This window comes from Metabacillus crassostreae (assembly GCF_016908395.1).
Taxonomy (GTDB): Bacteria; Bacillota; Bacilli; order Bacillales; family Bacillaceae; genus Metabacillus; species Metabacillus crassostreae.
Genome location: NZ_JAFBDU010000011.1, coordinates 11,510 through 29,199, shown reverse-complemented (window position 1 = coordinate 29,199; position 17,690 = coordinate 11,510). Strand labels below are relative to the sequence as shown.

14 protein-coding genes are annotated in these 17,690 nt (G+C 30.0%); 2 read left to right on the top strand and 12 right to left on the bottom strand.

All coding sequences use genetic code 11. From position 1 onward, the window contains the following. Positions 1-217: 217 nt before the first annotated feature. The 5 genes from pseI to pseB are packed head-to-tail and all read right to left on the bottom strand — an operon-like array spanning position 218 to position 5,667. Positions 218-1,252 (bottom strand): pseudaminic acid synthase, encoded by a 1,035-nt coding sequence (gene pseI, locus JOC75_RS21215; protein WP_204955979.1) that lies wholly within the window; start codon positions 1,250-1,252, stop codon positions 218-220. Positions 1,253-1,268: 16 nt separating this feature from the next. Next, positions 1,269-2,723: a UDP-2,4-diacetamido-2,4,6-trideoxy-beta-L-altropyranose hydrolase gene (gene pseG / locus JOC75_RS21210; protein WP_204955978.1), complete on the bottom strand. Its 1,455-nt coding sequence runs from the start codon at positions 2,721-2,723 to the stop codon at positions 1,269-1,271. A 16-nt stretch (positions 2,724-2,739) separates the two neighbouring features. Further along, the gene (locus JOC75_RS21205; RefSeq protein WP_204955977.1) at positions 2,740-3,474 is read right to left on the bottom strand and encodes a cytidylyltransferase domain-containing protein; all 735 of its coding nucleotides are present in this window, start codon (positions 3,472-3,474) and stop codon (positions 2,740-2,742) included. 9 nt (positions 3,475-3,483) lie between these two features. Further along, positions 3,484-4,656 carry a UDP-4-amino-4,6-dideoxy-N-acetyl-beta-L-altrosamine transaminase gene (gene pseC / locus JOC75_RS21200; RefSeq protein WP_420828045.1) on the bottom strand — a complete coding sequence of 391 codons (1,173 nt, stop codon included), beginning with the start codon at positions 4,654-4,656 and terminating at the stop codon, positions 3,484-3,486. Between the two features lie 36 nt (positions 4,657-4,692). Further along, positions 4,693-5,667: a UDP-N-acetylglucosamine 4,6-dehydratase (inverting) gene (gene pseB, locus JOC75_RS21195; RefSeq protein WP_204955975.1), complete on the bottom strand. Its 975-nt coding sequence runs from the start codon at positions 5,665-5,667 to the stop codon at positions 4,693-4,695. 1,135 nt (positions 5,668-6,802) lie between these two features. Between pseB and JOC75_RS21190 the strand changes: the two genes are divergently transcribed. Then, the gene (locus tag JOC75_RS21190) at positions 6,803-7,297 is read left to right on the top strand and encodes a DoxX family membrane protein (RefSeq protein WP_204955974.1); all 495 of its coding nucleotides are present in this window, start codon (positions 6,803-6,805) and stop codon (positions 7,295-7,297) included. Between the two features lie 345 nt (positions 7,298-7,642). Next, a complete protein-coding gene (locus JOC75_RS21185; RefSeq protein ID WP_204955973.1) occupies positions 7,643-9,052 on the top strand; it encodes an alanine/glycine:cation symporter family protein in 1,410 nt (469 codons plus the stop codon). A 748-nt stretch (positions 9,053-9,800) separates the two neighbouring features. On the opposite strand, the gene JOC75_RS21180 is transcribed toward JOC75_RS21185, so the two are convergent. From JOC75_RS21180 to JOC75_RS21150, 7 genes are all read right to left on the bottom strand, one after another. Next, entirely contained in the window at positions 9,801-10,967 is a 1,167-nt protein-coding gene (locus JOC75_RS21180) for a nucleotide sugar dehydrogenase (RefSeq protein WP_204955972.1), read from the bottom strand. Positions 10,968-11,143: 176 nt separating this feature from the next. After that, entirely contained in the window at positions 11,144-12,556 is a 1,413-nt protein-coding gene (locus JOC75_RS21175) for a lipopolysaccharide biosynthesis protein (protein WP_204955971.1), read from the bottom strand. Between the two features lie 5 nt (positions 12,557-12,561). Next, entirely contained in the window at positions 12,562-13,773 is a 1,212-nt protein-coding gene (locus tag JOC75_RS21170; protein ID WP_204955970.1) for a polysaccharide pyruvyl transferase family protein, read from the bottom strand. Positions 13,774-13,857: 84 nt separating this feature from the next. Continuing rightward, complete coding sequence (locus JOC75_RS21165; protein WP_204955969.1) at positions 13,858-15,024, bottom strand: O-antigen polymerase; 1,167 nt, start codon at positions 15,022-15,024, stop codon at positions 13,858-13,860. Between the two features lie 159 nt (positions 15,025-15,183). After that, positions 15,184-15,972: a glycosyltransferase family A protein gene (locus tag JOC75_RS21160; RefSeq protein WP_204955968.1), complete on the bottom strand. Its 789-nt coding sequence runs from the start codon at positions 15,970-15,972 to the stop codon at positions 15,184-15,186. 80 nt (positions 15,973-16,052) lie between these two features. Beyond that, positions 16,053-16,826, bottom strand: coding sequence for a glycosyltransferase family 2 protein (locus JOC75_RS21155; protein WP_204955967.1), 774 nt, complete (start codon positions 16,824-16,826; stop codon positions 16,053-16,055). Beyond that, positions 16,826-17,686: an NAD-dependent epimerase/dehydratase family protein gene (locus JOC75_RS21150; RefSeq protein ID WP_204955966.1), complete on the bottom strand. Its 861-nt coding sequence runs from the start codon at positions 17,684-17,686 to the stop codon at positions 16,826-16,828. The genes JOC75_RS21155 and JOC75_RS21150 overlap by 1 nt, the downstream gene beginning before the upstream one ends. Positions 17,687-17,690 lie beyond the last annotated feature (4 nt).

The following is a 17,690-nucleotide window of genomic DNA, read 5'->3' as shown; positions in this document are numbered from 1 at the left end:
AAGATATTACTTTTTTCGGAATTTTTGTTAATCACTAAAGTTATGTCCAGCCTCTCTATTTTTAATCCATAGAGTTTATTTGCCTTATCCATTACATAATGAATAATGGAATATATGCATGTAAATCATACTTTAGGAGAAAAATGCAAAAGTAGCACGCTGATGAAATTATATTTTTTCACCACTCGAATCTACTTCCAACTGGTAAAATTACCGGCTATTTTATATGGTTCCACTCCAATGGTGTTCCTCTACTTATGTCTTGGCTTGCTATAGAACCATATATATTGTTACTATATTTTGGAGCTAGCCCATAACCAGGACGGATTGAACGGACATTTTCCTTGTTAAAGGTTTCTCCTTCTTTAATCTCCTTTACAACAAATAATGATCGGGAAAACTCTCTGCTTTTCTCTTTTTTTTCTGTCATTTCATAATCTATTTTTCCCAGAGCTTTTTCTGCATCTCTTACTGAATCAACAAGTAGTTTAAATTCCTGTTTATCAAGTGAAAAGCTAGCATCTGGACCACCAATGCTTTTATCTAAAATAAAGTGTTTTTCAATTACTTTTGCACCTAATGCTACAGAAACAACTGAAACTGTTGCACCTAATGTATGATCTGATAAACCCACTTCCACATCAAAGGTCGCTTTAAGGTTTTGCATAGTTCTTAGGTTTGCATCTTCAATTTTTGCAGGATAGGCAGATGTACATTTTAATAGAATTATCTGTTCATTACCGGCTTTTCTACATGCTTTTACAGCATCGTCTATTTCGCCTAAAGTTGCGATACCAGTTGAAATAATTATTGGTTTCTTCTTTGATGCAACATATTCTATTAATGGAAGATCTGTTATTTCGAATGATGCTATTTTATAAGCAGGTACATTTAGAGTTTCTAACAAATCAACTGCCGTTTTATCAAAAGGACTTGAAAAGCAAATCAACCCTAGTTCTTTGGCATAATCCATTAACTCCTCATGCCATTCCCATGGAGTATAAGCCTCTTTATATAAATCATATAAAGTTCTTCCATCCCAAATCGTACCTTGCTTAACTTGAAAGTACTCATTATTACAATCAATCGTTATCGTTTCTGCTGTATATGTCTGCAATTTAATAGCGTCGGCTCCTGCTTCTTTTGCGGCTTTTATTGTTTCTTTCGCAATATTTATATCATGCCCATGGTTAGCTGACATTTCTGCAATTATAAATACTTTTTTAGTTATGTCAAAATGATCGATAAGCATTTATTATATTCCACCTCTATCTAAATGAGTAAATATACTTTAGTAAACCATTATTGTTCTCATGTAATATAAAGCCCACCTTTTCAAACAGTTTTTTGGAGGCAATATTATCATTTGAAACATAGGCTATAATATTTTTTAAATCATTTCTTTCCACATGAAGTAACTCAAGGCTCTTTTTCAATAATTCTTTACTTAACCCTTTTCCTGCTATTGTTCTTCCCAAGCTAATACTAACAATTCCAGATTCATCCTCTATTTTATATCTTAATTGCCCTAAAAATTCTTCTGTATAATCTGTCACAACATAAAAGACATTTTCATCAGAATTTATTATACTTTGAAACCAATTCTTATGATCTTCCCAATTGATTTTCGACTTATTTATTGAGTATTTTCTAACATAATCTTCATTAGATAATTGAAACACAGCATAAACATCTTCATCTTTCGCTTTTCTTAAAAAGTATTCTTCTTTCATGAGCTCTCCTGATAATAGGATTCCAATAATTCGTTTACTCCCAAACTCATCGATTACTGCCTTATAGCGCTCTACTAGCTTTATACGGGTACTAAATTTCATTAAATTTTCAAATTCAAGAATTAACTTTTCGCTTAAGAAAGTATCATTGTACTCAAGATAGCCCTCAATCAAATTAAGTTCTTTTAAAGCACAGATATTATGCTCCTGATTTTCTATTACCTTTATTGGGATAAAGGGTGTTTGAGTAGCTAACAATTCATAAATAGTTTGTCCTGCAGCCGTTATAGCAAAATCAGACTTTAACATTAGAGCTTTCATTTCCTCAGCTGTGGCATTCTCATAAAATTCAATATTATTTGAGGAAAGACTCTTTATTTCTTCAATGTTTTCAAATGCATTTCCTATTACTACATTTAAAGTAATCTCTGAATTGTTACAAGCAATTTGATTTAAAATGCTCGGAGTTAGATTGTGTAGATCAGACCCACCTAATGTTATCAGCACTTCTTTAACTGGCTGATTAATTTCATTTCTTTTAACAACTCCGGTAAAGTTACTTCTCAGAATGATATATTTAGGCCCAAGTAAATAGCAGTTAGCATCATTTAAAGGATACTTAACTGCTTGGGTACTAAGGGATGGGTTAACAACTATACTTTCCGGATATTCAATCCTTCCATTATCATCAATGAAAAGAGTCTTTTTTGAAAGAGTTGAAATAACTCGACATAAATCTTCACTAGCCAAGTAAGAGTCTACAATACAATAGTCATCCGGCTTAATATATTCTGTTAAAAACTCTTTTGATAACCAATTAACTATCTTGTATTGCTTATTTTGTAGTAATTCAAGTTGCAATGTATTGCTATTAATAATGAACTCAACTTCAATCCCTGTGTCCACCAATTCATCATATAAAGAGCTACACCTTGATATATGCCCTAATCCTATTTGACTACCACCTTCTGTAAAAATCAACGCCCTCATATTTCTCATCCTTATTCTATTTAATTTTCTTTTGTTCAATATGTGCATTGATTGTAGAAAGTTTCGGTTCATGCTTAAATATCTCTAAAATATCTTGAAGATAAAAGTCATGTTTTCCTTTATATAGTCTATTGTATATTTCATTTATTAGCACAAAGTCCTCTTCTGTATCTAAAGTCCACCGATACTTCGAATAGTCAATATCATTTTTATAGTAATGTATTTTATTACTATGTTCATAAATGTAAGGAGTAACATGCTCCCTATGATACTTTTCCTGTCCATTAATAAATCCAACTTCTAATTCGTCAAAAGAAAATACTTCAGTATCTAATCCTCGTGGAAATGATCTTTGACTTAGTTCTGCCCCAGCATTTGTTACAAGAGCATAATTTTCGTGCAAATAATATTTGACTATTTTATCTATTACGTTCGGATCAATTACAGGGCAGTCAGAAGTGATCCTTACAATAATATCAATATTGTTTTCTTTTGCAGCTAAATAATAGCGACTAAGAACGTCTTCTTCACTACCTCTGAATACCTTTACTCCACATGTAATAGCCTCTTTTTCTATAACATCATCTCTCTCATGTCCTGTGGTTGCAATAATAATTTCTTCTATTAAACTTGATTGTTTAACTCTTTCTATTACATGCGATAGAACCGTACTTCCCTTTATTTCTTTCATTACCTTACCTGAGAGTCTTGTTGAACCCATTCTTGCTTGTATAATAGCTGCAATCTTCATGTAATTACCCTACTTTCGATAATTATTAAATACTTTATTTACAGCTGCTATTACATCCATTATATCTTCTTCTATCATAGCTGGGAAAAGTGGTAATGTAATAATTTCCTCATATAGCTTTTCCGCGATAGGACAAATACCACGTTGATAGCCTAATTTTGTGTAGTATGGTAGAAGATGAACAGGAATATAATGCACGTTAACCCCTATATTTTCATTAACTAGCGCTTCAAACACTGCTTTTCTACTCACCGAAAGCTTATCTAAATCTAAACGTATAATATATAAATGCCAGCTTGATTCGCCATTCTGGTCTTGATATGGAGTTTGGATTCCATCTATCTCTTTAAAAGCCTTATTGTATAATGAGACATACTTCTTTCTTAGATCAACAAACTTATCAAGCTTCTTCAATTGGCTAGTACCAAGAGCAGCTTGAATATCAGTTATTCGATAATTAAAACCTAAGAACTGCATTTCATAATACCAAGGACCATGATTTTCAACCAATTTATTAGGCTCTCTTGTTATTCCATGGGATCTAAATTGTAATAATTTTTGATAGTATTCTTCATTATTAGTAGTTATAATGCCGCCTTCTCCTGAAGTAATATGTTTAACAGGATGAAAACTAAACATTGTCATATCGCTTAATGAGCCTATTTTATCACCTTTATAGGTCGCACCCATGGCATGTGCAGCATCCTCAATGACAACCAAATTATGCTTTTTAGCAAGTTGGTGAAGTTCATCTATATCAACAGGTTGTCCAGTGAAATGTACAGGTATGATAGCTTTTGTATTCTCATTAATTAACGCCTCTACATTTTTTGGATCTATATTATAAGTTTTTGGATCTATATCGGCAAAAACAGGCTTTCCACCTTGATAAAGAACACAATTAGAACTAGCAGCAAATGTCATCGGTGTTGTAATAACTTCATCGCCTTCTCCAATACCTGCTGCAAAGCAAGCACCATGAAGGGCAGCTGTTCCATTTGAAAACGCAACAGCATACATAGCTCCTACATAAGAGGCCACGGCTTGCTCAAACTCTGCTACCGCTGGCCCAGTTGTTAAGTAGTCACCTTTTAATATATTTACCACTGATTGAATATCTTCTTCATCAATCCATTGTCGCCCATATGGTAAATAACTGTCTCTGATTGTTTTAGTACCCATTTCAATCTTCCTTTCCATATATAAAAGAAAAAGCGATTACTCTTTTACTAATTCTCTAAGTTCATCAACAGTTAACCAATGTTCATTCACATCACTTATATAAGTAAAACCTTCAGGTAATGTTTTACCCCCGGTCGAAAACTCTTCCCTCCACCAAGGGAATTCAGGTTGGATAACATAGTAATTGTCATATTCTAAGGTTTGGCGAGCATCATCTTCATTTATCATTGCTTCATGCAATTTCTCTCCAGGGCGAATGCCAACTATTTTTATTTCACAATTAGGAGCAATTGCTTCTGCTAAATCCACAACTTTCATACTAGGAATCTTTGGTATGAAGATTTCTCCACCCTTCATTCTATAAAGATTGTCTATGACAAATTGTACACCTTGATCTAAGGTAATCCAAAATCGTGTCATACGCTCATCAGTAATTGGAAGCTGAGTCACTCCTTGCTCCTTTAACTTTTTAAAGAAAGGTACTACACTTCCACGGCTTCCTACTACATTTCCATAACGAACTACTGAAAATTTCGTTACTTTATTACCTGCGTAAGAATTCCCGGCAACGAATAATTTATCAGATGCTAATTTGGTCGCTCCATATAAATTAATAGGGCTTGCAGCTTTATCAGTACTTAAAGCTATTACTTTTTCAACACCACGGTCGATAGCAGCCTCAATAATATTTTGAGCACCATGAATATTGGTTTTCACCGCTTCAAAAGGATTATATTCACAAGCACCAACGTGTTTTAAAGCAGCCGCATGAATAACAATATCTACTCCATCAAAGGCTCTGTATAAACGGTCTTTATCACGAACATCCCCTATAAAGAATCGAATTCGAGGATCAGTGTATTCCTGAGCCATTTCATATTGCTTTAATTCATCTCGACTAAAAACAATTACTTTTTTAACGTCCTGTTCCAAAATCTTAGAAATAAACTTTTTACCAAAAGAACCTGTCCCACCTGTTACTAAAACGCTTTTCCCTTCGAATCTATACATTTTGTTCGCTCCTTTGAGATAGTGTTATATCCTTTTTTTCAATTATGTTTACATTAATATAACTTTCAGACATAACATTCTAAAAATACTTTGATTTAATCTACAAGTTTCATGAGATTAAATTACTAGAAAGTTAATAACATGTCATAAGCTATAGCTTATCCCTAACATTTCAGTATTATCGTTTTATATCACTTATTCAAATTTAAATTATCTCATTATTTCTCTACCTATATTGATGATATCATCTACTTTAAGAGCCAACAAAAAAAATATTTGGAAATAATTTTCTTCGATGTACTGTATATAAACACTCATTTAGATGAAACGTCTATTATTGACATATCTCCATAACAAAAGTACCTCAAAAATAATTAATATTGTCTTTCTAACTATTAAATCGGCATAAATAATCAATTCTTAAGTACAAAGTTTATATTGTTGTTTTATTATTTGTTTAATTATTCTTTTTATTACATTCTCGCAATGTAATAACCATATTTTTAAAATATAAGTATACCTTTGCAATAAAACTCCATTACTTTCTCTACCCTTTTGTTTGACTCTTAATGTTACTTATTAGAAAATAAAATCTGAAAATATTGCTAATTTTAATGATCAATTGGAAGTTAATAGGAAAAATCAATCCCGTTTTGTTAGTTCCAACAAATATTTTCTTTAATTTTGTAGCTGTGGAAGGTGTACTGAATTGTATTCGGATTAGATATCTTGATGGGTGATACATTACACGCTTCTTCGAAAGGTGTGGGAGGTTATGTGGCCATTACATAACGTTATAGGCTTACATAAGAATTTTTATTAAGTTTTTTATCTGTAGTCAAATATTTATGATGGTGACAAGTAACAAAAAACACGTAATTTCGAGGACTTTAAGTTGCAAAATTTAACGATTTATCATATATTTAGTATATATAGAAAATGCTTCATGTATTTTCTTATATAACATTGTGAAAAACATCACATACTAATTAAACATTTTTTGATTGTTCTTTGCTTTCAATAATCTTTTTTTTATATTAATATGTGAAATGATTCACATATTAATAGTACAATCTAATTTTTTTATTTACATTTGTGAATTACTTCACAAAAAAATATACTTGGAGGTTTTTAAGTGAGAAATTTTCTAAAGAATAGTTTATTTATCGCAGCAGCTTTTGTTTTAGCAAGAATCTATTTAAGTTATATGTGGTTATCTAATGCTGAAAATAAGATTATGTATGATTTTAGTATTGGATCCATGTTAGAGTCTCAGGTAAACAGTGGGGTCCTTCCTTCATGGTGGGCAGGATTTATGAAACTATTTGTTTTACCGAATACCAATCTTTTTGAAGCTTTAGTAACTGTAGGTGAATTCAGTGTAGGAATTGCGCTTTTATTAGGAGTATTCACACGCTTTTCTGCGATAATGGGTGCTTTAATGAACTTTTCCTTCTTGATGACATTTCAAGCAACATTGGATTTACAAATGCTCATTATCCATTTGATTATTATTCTATTAGCTGGAAATGCTGGTAGAATCGGATTAGATCCTTACATCAAAAATCACTTTAACAAATATACAAGATACTTCAACAAACCTCAAAAAAGAAAGGAGAATTTTGCATGACACTTGTTATTATGAGCCTCTCACTAGCTATCGGCTTTGCAATTGCAGTTTCAGCGGAGCTTGCTGAGGAATAATGTCGATATCATTAGACAAAATTCGGGTGGTGCCTGTCACCACCCGAATTTTCTTGTTTCATCTTCGTGGTACATAATAAAAACACACTATAAGTTAGAAATGTTATTTAAATGTTAAATTGTCCATATAATAAATCCTAATAAGGTGGAACACGACCAAATCACCTGAAACCCTCTTTATCATTAACTTCGCACCAAAACTATGCTAAAATAATATGGGTGTTTAAACAATTAAACACAAAACTAGATAGGTTAGGAGTGGAGTACATATATGAAAGTTATTGAAAGTATCATTGGTAGTACGAATACATTATTATGGTCGTATGTATTAATTGTTATGTTAATAGGATTGGGTCTTTATTTTACTGTTCGCACAAAGTTTGTTCAGTTTCGTTTAATTGGAGAGATGATTCGATTATTAGGTGAAGGAGCAAGAGCTGATAAGAAGGGGGTTTCTTCTTTCCAAGCCTTTTGTATCAGTACAGCTTCTCGTGTTGGTACTGGTAATCTAGCAGGTGTGGCGATTGCGATTACTACTGGTGGACCTGGTGCTGTTTTTTGGATGTGGCTTATTGCACTAATTGGATCTGCGTCTGCTTTTGTTGAAAGTACACTGGCGCAAATTTATAAAGTGAAAAATGGCGATACATTCCGTGGCGGTCCTGCTTATTACATGGAAAAAGCATTAAATGCTAGGTGGATGGGTGTTACGTTCGCTGTATTAATCACGCTTACATTTGGTCTAGCGTTTAACTCTGTTCAAGCAAACACAATCACAAGTGCTTTTCATGCATCATTTGGTGTTGATAAAGTTGTGATGGCGATCATTTTATCCGTTATTACAGCGATTATTATTTTCGGTGGAATTAAAAGAATTGCAAAGGTATCAGAAGTCATTGTACCAATCATGGCTGGTGCTTATATTTTAGTTGCTTTGTTTATCATGATTACAAATATTACGGAAATTCCTAGTGTGTTCATGTTAATTTTTGAAAGTGCATTTGGATTCCAAGAAGCTGCTGGTGGTGCTCTAGGTGCAGCGATGATGAACGGAATTAAACGAGGATTATTTTCAAATGAAGCTGGTATGGGTAGTGCACCAAATGCTGCTGCAACAGCTGATGTCAGTCACCCTGTTAAACAAGGTCTGATCCAATCACTTGGTGTTTTTGTTGATACACTTATCATTTGTAGTTCAACTGCCTTTATTATTTTATTATCAGGTTTATATACGTCAAAAGAACCAGATGGCATTGTCTTAACGCAAAGTGCACTTGAGACATCTTTAGGTTCATGGGCTGGTGTCTTCCTTTCCATCATGGTTCTTATGTTCGCATTCAGCTCAATTGTTGGTAACTATTATTATGGAGAGTCAAATATAGAATTTATTAAAAATAAACGTCTATACGTAAATATATACCGAGTTGCTGTTGTGTTCATGGTCGCTTTTGGTTCACTAGCTTCTTTAAGCTTTGTATGGAATTTAGCAGACATGTTTATGGGATTAATGGCGATTATTAATCTTATTGCGATTACTTTATTAGGGAAAATTGCATTTTCTGCGCTTAGTGATTATACGAAGCAGAGAGCGAGTGGGAAAGATCCAGTGTTTTATTCGAATTCTATTGAAGGATTGAAAAATGTTGAAGCTTGGGGCGAGGATACAGAGAAGGACCTATAATTTTTATGAAATATTTGCTTATTCCATTTAATTCACAACTTAAGTATAAGGAAGATTATGCTAGTTTCGCAGCCTTCTTCAGTTAAATTGATTCACATTTAAAATGAGTTCTGAATTCAATGATAGACAATTTATACCCTACTTATTATTCAGATACTCGCTAAATATCTTATTTAACCAGGTGATAATAGTCAAAGTAAAATCGAAGTTAAGTATTCAAAATATTTTCTTAGAAATTTTTCATTTAAGTATCTAACAACAATAAGTTCACATGTTCAAAACATTTTATCATACAAAGCACCTCCTAAAATGTCTTATTTTAGTTTAACATTTGGGAGGTGCTTTTATTACTCATTTAGGATAGTTCATTCTATCTACATTAGTAAGACAATAGGAATAGTAATGCCACTTTGAAAATAGCTTTTAAATTTACATACGCCAACCCTATGAAACATTCAACACTATAAAGCTTGAATAAGTTTATTTCAAGGTGCAATCAGTAGGAAATGATCTTTCTCCAAGATTTTGTGAATGTGGGGAAAATTCATTTAACTTCCATGGACTAGCGATGATGGATAAGATATATAAGTAATATCTAAATTAACTTATCCTAATTCTAAGCATATATTAATACTAATTGATCTGGTGTATAAAACTTGTAAAATGAAAAATTAGGTCCAAAATATGCATGTTTAATACTTACATGAATTTAAAGTAGAGTTACTATATAGAAGATACTGAATACATCTTAATCTCGACTAAATAAATCTCTAGTATACACTTTTTCCTCTATATCACGCAAATCATCAGATAATCTATTAGCGACTATCACATCACTAATGTTCTTAAATTCTTCAAAATCATCAATTACTCTAGAATTATAAAATTTTTCTTCAGGAAGATTTGGCTCATAAACAACTACATCAATACCTTTAGCCTTAATACGCTTCATTACACCTTGTATAGCGGATTGTCTAAAGTTATCCGAATCCATTTTCATTGTAAGGCGATAAATCCCTACAACTTTTGGATTTCTTTTAATTAGCATATCTGAAATGTGGTCCTTTCTAGTTCTGTTAGCATCAACAATAGCTTTCATAATATTATTAGGTACATCTTCATAGTTAGCCAAAAGCTGCTTGGTATCTTTAGGTAAACAATAGCCTCCATAACCAAAAGATGGATTATTATAATGATTACCTATCCTTGGATCAAGACCAACACCCTCGATAATTTGTTTTGTATTTAATCCTCTTATTTCTGCATATGAATCTAACTCATTGAAAAAGGCCACTCTCATAGCTAAATAGGTATTAGCAAAAAGTTTAATAGCCTCTGCTTCTGTTGAATTGGTAAACAAAACATCTATATTCTCTTTTAATGCACCTTCCACTAATAAATCAGTAAAAGCCTTAGCTCTTTCTGACTGCTCACCTATAATAATACGAGACGGATACAGGTTATCGTAAAGTGCATTACCTTCTCTTAAAAATTCAGGTGAAAAGATTATATTTTCAGTTTCAAATTTCTCTCGTACTTTCTTGGTATAACCTACTGGAACAGTTGATTTAATGACCATTATTGCATCAGGATTGATCGACAATACATTAGCAATAACTGCTTCTACTGTTCTAGTATTAAAATAATTTTTATCCGGATCATAGTTCGTAGGTGTAGAAATTATGACATATTCAGCATCTTTATATGCCATATATATATCCGTAGTTGCTATTAAATTTAATTTTTTATTTGCTAAAAAATCTTCAATCTCATTATCAATAATTGGAGACCTCTTGTTATTAAGCATATCTACTTTCTCTTGAATAATATCAAGAGCTATGACTTCATTATGCTGAGCTAATAAAACAGCATTGGATAAACCCACATAGCCTGTACCTGCTATTGTTATCTTCATCGTTTCCCTCTCTTTTCTTATATAGTATAATTTGGCCTTAGCAAGAATTTGCAATATTCATATTATTTTTATCACTTATTATTAAAGTTATATTATACATATTAGATATTCGCTTTAATGACCAAAGAAATGCAGAGTAGAATATTAATTTATCTTTTATTTTTCTTACATAAACATTAATTTTTTTTTGTTTGAAATTTTAAAAGTTTAACAGCACTCTTTATTACTTCTTTATTATTCAATAAGATTAAGCAGAATAAAAACAATTGAACTGTGAACTCAATAATTCTGTCTAAACTTAAATACATTGTAGTAATCTGCATTAGTATAAGGGACATGTTATAGAATAAATTTCTATAGTTATATTTTATAATTATATATTTTTTTGTATCATGCCATCTTATAATTGCCATTACTAAGAAACTAATCATTGAAGAAAAGCTTGCGCCTATAGCTCCAAAAATAGGGATTGTAATCATATTTAAAACTAAGTTTGTAATTCCCCCAATAAGAGAAGTTTTAAATACACCACTAGTTTCTTTAGAAGCAATATAATTTGTTCCTAGAAAGCTTGAGAAACATGAAAATAAGACAGCTATCAATAAAAAAGGTACATATTTCCAAGCTGTAAAAAAGTTACTTTCCAAAGCATATTCAAAAATGAACTTTAGAAATAAAACAATTGCTGCTGTAACTATAAACAGGAATTGTTGTAAAAAGTTAAATATTCTGCTATAAAAAATGGCCTTGTCTTTAGAGTCATATTCTTCTATAGCTGACAACTGCCATGCTTTGAAAAATATAGAGTTAAAAATTGATAATAGACTTGGTATTTTACTTGCTACCGCAAATAAACCATTATGAGCTGGACCTGCAAAAATTAAAATAAAGTATCTTGATGATGCATTTATGATCCACCACATTATAGAATTTGGCATTAACGGTAAACTATAACTAAGTAAGTTTCTACTAATATTTAGACTTAAACTAGAAAATTTAATAAACTTGAAGGTATTAACTCTTAAGTTAATGTATATAACTGATACAGAAAGGCCTATTATTATTGATAATAGATAACCTTCAATCCCTTGATTTAACCAAACGATAAAAACTAAACTCATTAACGCGGTAGTTAATGCAATAAGTAAGCCGTTAAAAGCAAATAATGAGACTTTTCCAATTCCACGGATAAATTGCGAATATAACAATTGAAATAGTTGTAACACAATCACAATACAAACATATGGTAATATGTTATGGTTATAATCGCCGATAAAGTATAAAATAGTAAATACAAAAATTGTGAATAGCGAACTTATGCAAGTGATAAAAAAACAATTTGTGAAAATTGATGAAATATCCTTCTTATCCATGACAAATCGCAATACTGCCTCAAAAATACTTAATGAAACAATCGGTACTATTAAATTAATAGTCACCTGGATTACATCTATCAACCCATATTCACTTTGTGAAAGGTAAAAAGTATATAATGGTACAAGTAGTAATGTAATACCTTTACTACCAATATCACCTAATGCAAAGATAAGAGAATTATTTAATAACTTTTTGTAAGAATTAAGTCCCATTTGTTTTACCTTTTTTCTTCGTTAATTTCATCACCCAATATACTTAGTAATTCTTTATTTATTTCGAACTTTTGCCTATTTTGATTCTTAATAGTTTTAAGATACTTAAAAGTCTCCTTATTGCTTAACTTTTGATTTACTAAGCTAACTATATTCATTATATTATTTTCAAGATCATTAACATCAAATACATCTTCAGATGAATTAATCATTTCAAACATCTCTTTAACTTTATCCTGCCATGATATCCCTATTACAGGAATATACTGTGATAAACCAATTATTAAAGAATGCATTCTAGTTCCAATTATTACATCAGTATTCTTATATAAATTTAATAAATCTTTAGAGTTATTAACATTTATAAGATTCACTTTATTTTTGTCAATTAATTTGTTATAGACATCGTTGACTGCTCTATAATCTCTTGGTTCCGTCGAAAATAGATTGATTATATAATTTTCATCTGAATGCTTTAGATTATTTACCAATCTGACTGCGTTATCAATAAGTTTTGTATACTTTTTTCCATCGTCTTTATTTAACAATAAATCAATTATACAGAAGGATATTACTTTTTGCTCATATGTTTTTTTTATCCTTTCTCCATTTGCATTATTTAACAAAAAAACAGGATCAATGGATAAATGAACTTTTTTATTTATAGAGGTTAAATAATTATATGATTTTTTATCTCTTACAGTAATATAATCTGCATCCTTGAGTGTATTAATAGTGTAATCTAATTGTTCTTGTGTTTGAAAAGGACCAATCCCAATTGAAGTAACTAAAGATTTCCTATTATATTTTTTAACTATTTTCAATATCTTATTAAATTTATAAGCAGATAGCGAATGGCGAGTTAAGTCAAATATTGCATTCCCCCCACCGATAATTACTAAATCACTATTTTTAATATCATTGTCAAATTTATCCAAATATTTGTTTTTGTCAATATTATACTTCATCCTTAGTAAATGCAATCTATCAATCATATCAATTTTTCTAATATGTTCATTATAAATTTTCTTGATAAGAAACTTATAATTTCTATTTATTCCTTCTCTTTGGCCTTTACTAATATATCCCTCTGGAATTAAATTAAAGCTATATTTTAATACATTATGTTCTTTCATCAATTCTTCCTCTAAAACTTCAGCTATTAATAAGTCTCCAATATTTGTACTATCAATAAAACTTACGAATACAATATTCATTTTAAACCACCTTTAATATAGATAAACTATCCTTTAAAATATTTAACATAATAAACATTCCAAAGAAGTAGAGTAGATTTAATTTTAGTTTTTAATTTTCTCTTTTTTTATAGAAAATATAATGGCCAAGAAGATTAAGAAAATTACATCCTTCACAAAATAAGTTCCCATAAGGGATCTAACCATATACGAAACTAAAAATAATAGAAGAAAATCTAATATGATACGATTTTCATGAAAATTTTTAAATTTAATCAATATCCTTATTTTCACAAAGAAATAATAAAGAATTATAATTAAGCCAAAAAAGCCAAAAATCAAAAGCAATTCCAGTAAAAAGTTATGAGCATGATAATATGCTCCGTTTGTTAGAGTGCGTGCTACACCAAATCCTGATGGAAAAAAGCCATTATCAATTAAATATTCAATAATAATAGGATAAATATTATCCCTTCCACTAACAATAGTTGAATTATCATATCTTCCACTTAGTTGTGCGATAAACATTGAAAGATTCCTTGAATTCAATCCTAAACTAAGTATTATATTATTAATATAATTTAATACAGCAATTAAATTTTGAAATATTAAAAGTACTATAATACTTATTAAAGATATGTTGAAATAAAATTTAGCATTTTTTTTATTAGAAAGTAATAAATAGGTAAATAAAGAAGTAACTAGCGAAGAAATTAATACTAATCTAGAACCTAATATAGCTACAACTAATATATTAATTGTTAAGTAAAAAAGCATTTTATAGCTTCTTCTTTTTAAACTCATTAAATGATAAGTCATTATTAATATATTCAAATGGGCAATAAAACCAATATCAAAGTAAGATATATAACCACTCTGCCTATATAAGTAGTAAACCGGTAAAATATAAGTAAATATAATCGATACTTTAATCCAAATTTTCTTAAAGATACTAAAGGAAATTAATTTTAGTGATAATAAGTAAATTGGAATAAAACTATGAAGTATTAAGTTAACACCATCACCTAAAACATACTGCTTATAAGATACAACCAATAAATTAATACTAACAAATAATATTAAGAAACCAAAAAACATTATTATCTTGACATTTACTTTAAATTTATTAATACACAATGTAATGAAAATTAAGGAGATTAAGAGTAAGTTTTCAACAAAAAATGTACTAACAAATGGAGCTAATAGTAAGCTAATAGATACTAGATAAATATATAAAATTAAAATAAAAGAATTTATTCTAATAATATTCAAATACAGAACACCGCTTTCTAAATAAAATCATGCCAACAGTAATTCATGAGTTTAGTAAAAATCATCAAATATCTCATGATAAAAGCTTACTTTGGTTCATTTTTAAGGTGAAATTAATAGTTTTTCAATAAATATTACAATTGAATGTTACAGTTTAGTTTACTTCTTAAAGTTCCTTATTCCTAATAGCATATTTCTTAATGCAACTCTTAACGTAAGATTACCCTCTAGATATAGCTTTCTTTTTCTAATAATAAATTGTATTGCTAATAAATAAGCACCTTTTTTTGAAATAGCCGCGAATAGCGCTCCTTTATCAAAGAAAAATTTCTCATTGTATCCAGTAAACCAAGTCGATTCACCTTCTTGAATTTCAGCTATGATTGATTTATTAGAATAAATTTTCATGCCCTTTTTCAAACTTTCAGTAATAAATATACTATCCTCTCCACATCCGTAGCGTGCTCCTCCGCCAAATAATAAAGAGAAAAATATATTTCTCTTTATTATTTTTTCTCTTCTATAGGCTATATTTACAGTTCCGTATTTAAGGCTATTAAAAAAACTAACTCTTTTATTTTCTTTAACTTTAATTATCTTTTGTCCATTTTTTTTCAAAATAGGTACGTTAAACAAGATCATATCAGCTTTAGGATTCTCTATGAAGGCATTTAGAACTATCTCTTCATAATTATCAACATACACCATATCATCATCAGCCATTAAACAAATATCGCCAGTTGATCTCATCAGAGCATTATTCCTACTTTTCCCAACTCCAAATTCACTAAATGAATACATTCTCAAGGAACGATTATGATCATTTGATTCTATATATTCATTTCTATCACACTGATTGATTATAATTGCATCTCCCTTTATATTCATCTTATTTATTAGAGTTAGGTCTTTTTGATGCATTGTTGAAACAAGTACCTCAACTTTCATATAAAACCTCTTCCTTTTTCATATTTTAATAAATGAATAATAGTAGAATATTATATATATATTTACAGTTTTTTTCATTACTATCTCAATTTAAATAATGTAGCAAAAACCCAGTACATAATTAAAAAGCATGATTTCATTATTGATAAGTCTTCTATCTCTCTATATACTTTCCAATGATAACTTATTAAACTTGATTTTTTGCTAGATATTGCATTCGACCTAATCCTATGACTACTAAGAGATTCTTCAAGACCATATAAATACTTTTCCTTTTTTATAACTTGTAACCACAGTACATAGTCATTTCTTTTTTTTATATTTGGAATTTTAAACTTACCTAGTTGCTCTGCATTATAAACGATGGTTGAGTTTCCAGGACAAGTTTTTAAGATTCCCTCATAATCACGTCTACTTTTTGTTCTGATTATTCTATTAAGATCGTTACCTAGTTCATCAATTTTAGAGTAACTAGTACAAGTAAAATTATAGTCGTTTAGTTTCATAAAAGTTATTTGTTTAGTAAGTTTATCATTTCTCCAAACATCATCACTATCTAAGAATGCTATATATTTCCCTCTCGCATGCTCAATTGCTTTATTTCTTGCTAATGCAGCTCCAGAGTTTGTTGGTAGTCTGTAGTATTTAATCCTACTATCTTTTAATATATATTCCTTAATTATTTCCTCTGTATTATCTTTTGAACAATCATCAACAACTATAACTTCCCAATTACGATATGTTTGATCTATAACAGAATCCAGGGAAAAGCCTATGAACTCACCACAATTATAAGCAGGCATAATAACTGATACTAAATCCTCGTCTATATTCTTATCTCGATTAAGTTTCATTAATCCTCATTCTCCAGTTCTGTTAGTTCAATAGATTTTTGGAATTCCCTAATTTGATAATAATCTTTGTATATACTGATGCTTTTCTCATAGACTAAATTTCCAAATACCTTATTCAACAAGTTTAGCTTAATTCCCATTACTTTTAGAATAGGATTAAATATTTTTACAAGTTTAATTTTTTTTCCATGTATTTTAGCTATTATATACACCAATTCGCTCGTCTTAACATACTCACTATTTTGAGGAAAGAAAAGTCCAGCATCTTCATTCTCAATTATTAACCGAATAAACTCACATAAATTATCTATATGAAGCATGCTACGTTGATTGTTAACATTCGGAAAAAAAGGTAGTATTTGAGCTAATTTTGAAAGTTTTATATAGTTTCCTTTTGAGCCCTTACCATATATCATCGGTGGTCTTAAAATTGCAACCTTAAATGCATCAGTCTCTAAATTTTCTAAACCCCTTTCTGCCTGTAGCTTACTTTTACCGTAAAAATTACTAGGCATAGGTATTGTGTTTTTATCGATAACTTCTTCATTATCACCATATACTATGATACTGCTCAGAAAAATGAATTGACTAACTCCTTCAGCCTTAGCCTTTTCAGCAACCTCTATTGTTAAGTCACGGTTGACTCTATAATATATGTCTTCCATTGTTGGATCTGTTGATACATGGGCAATTCCAGCTACATGTAATACAACATCATAATCCGTGAAAGTTGTTTCCTTCCATCTATCATTTTTGAGACTGATTAGTTCAACAAAATATTTATCTGAATATTTTTCTAACCATATTTTTAAGCTTTTACCAATATAGCTATTGATCCCTGTAATTAATATATTTCTCACTTAA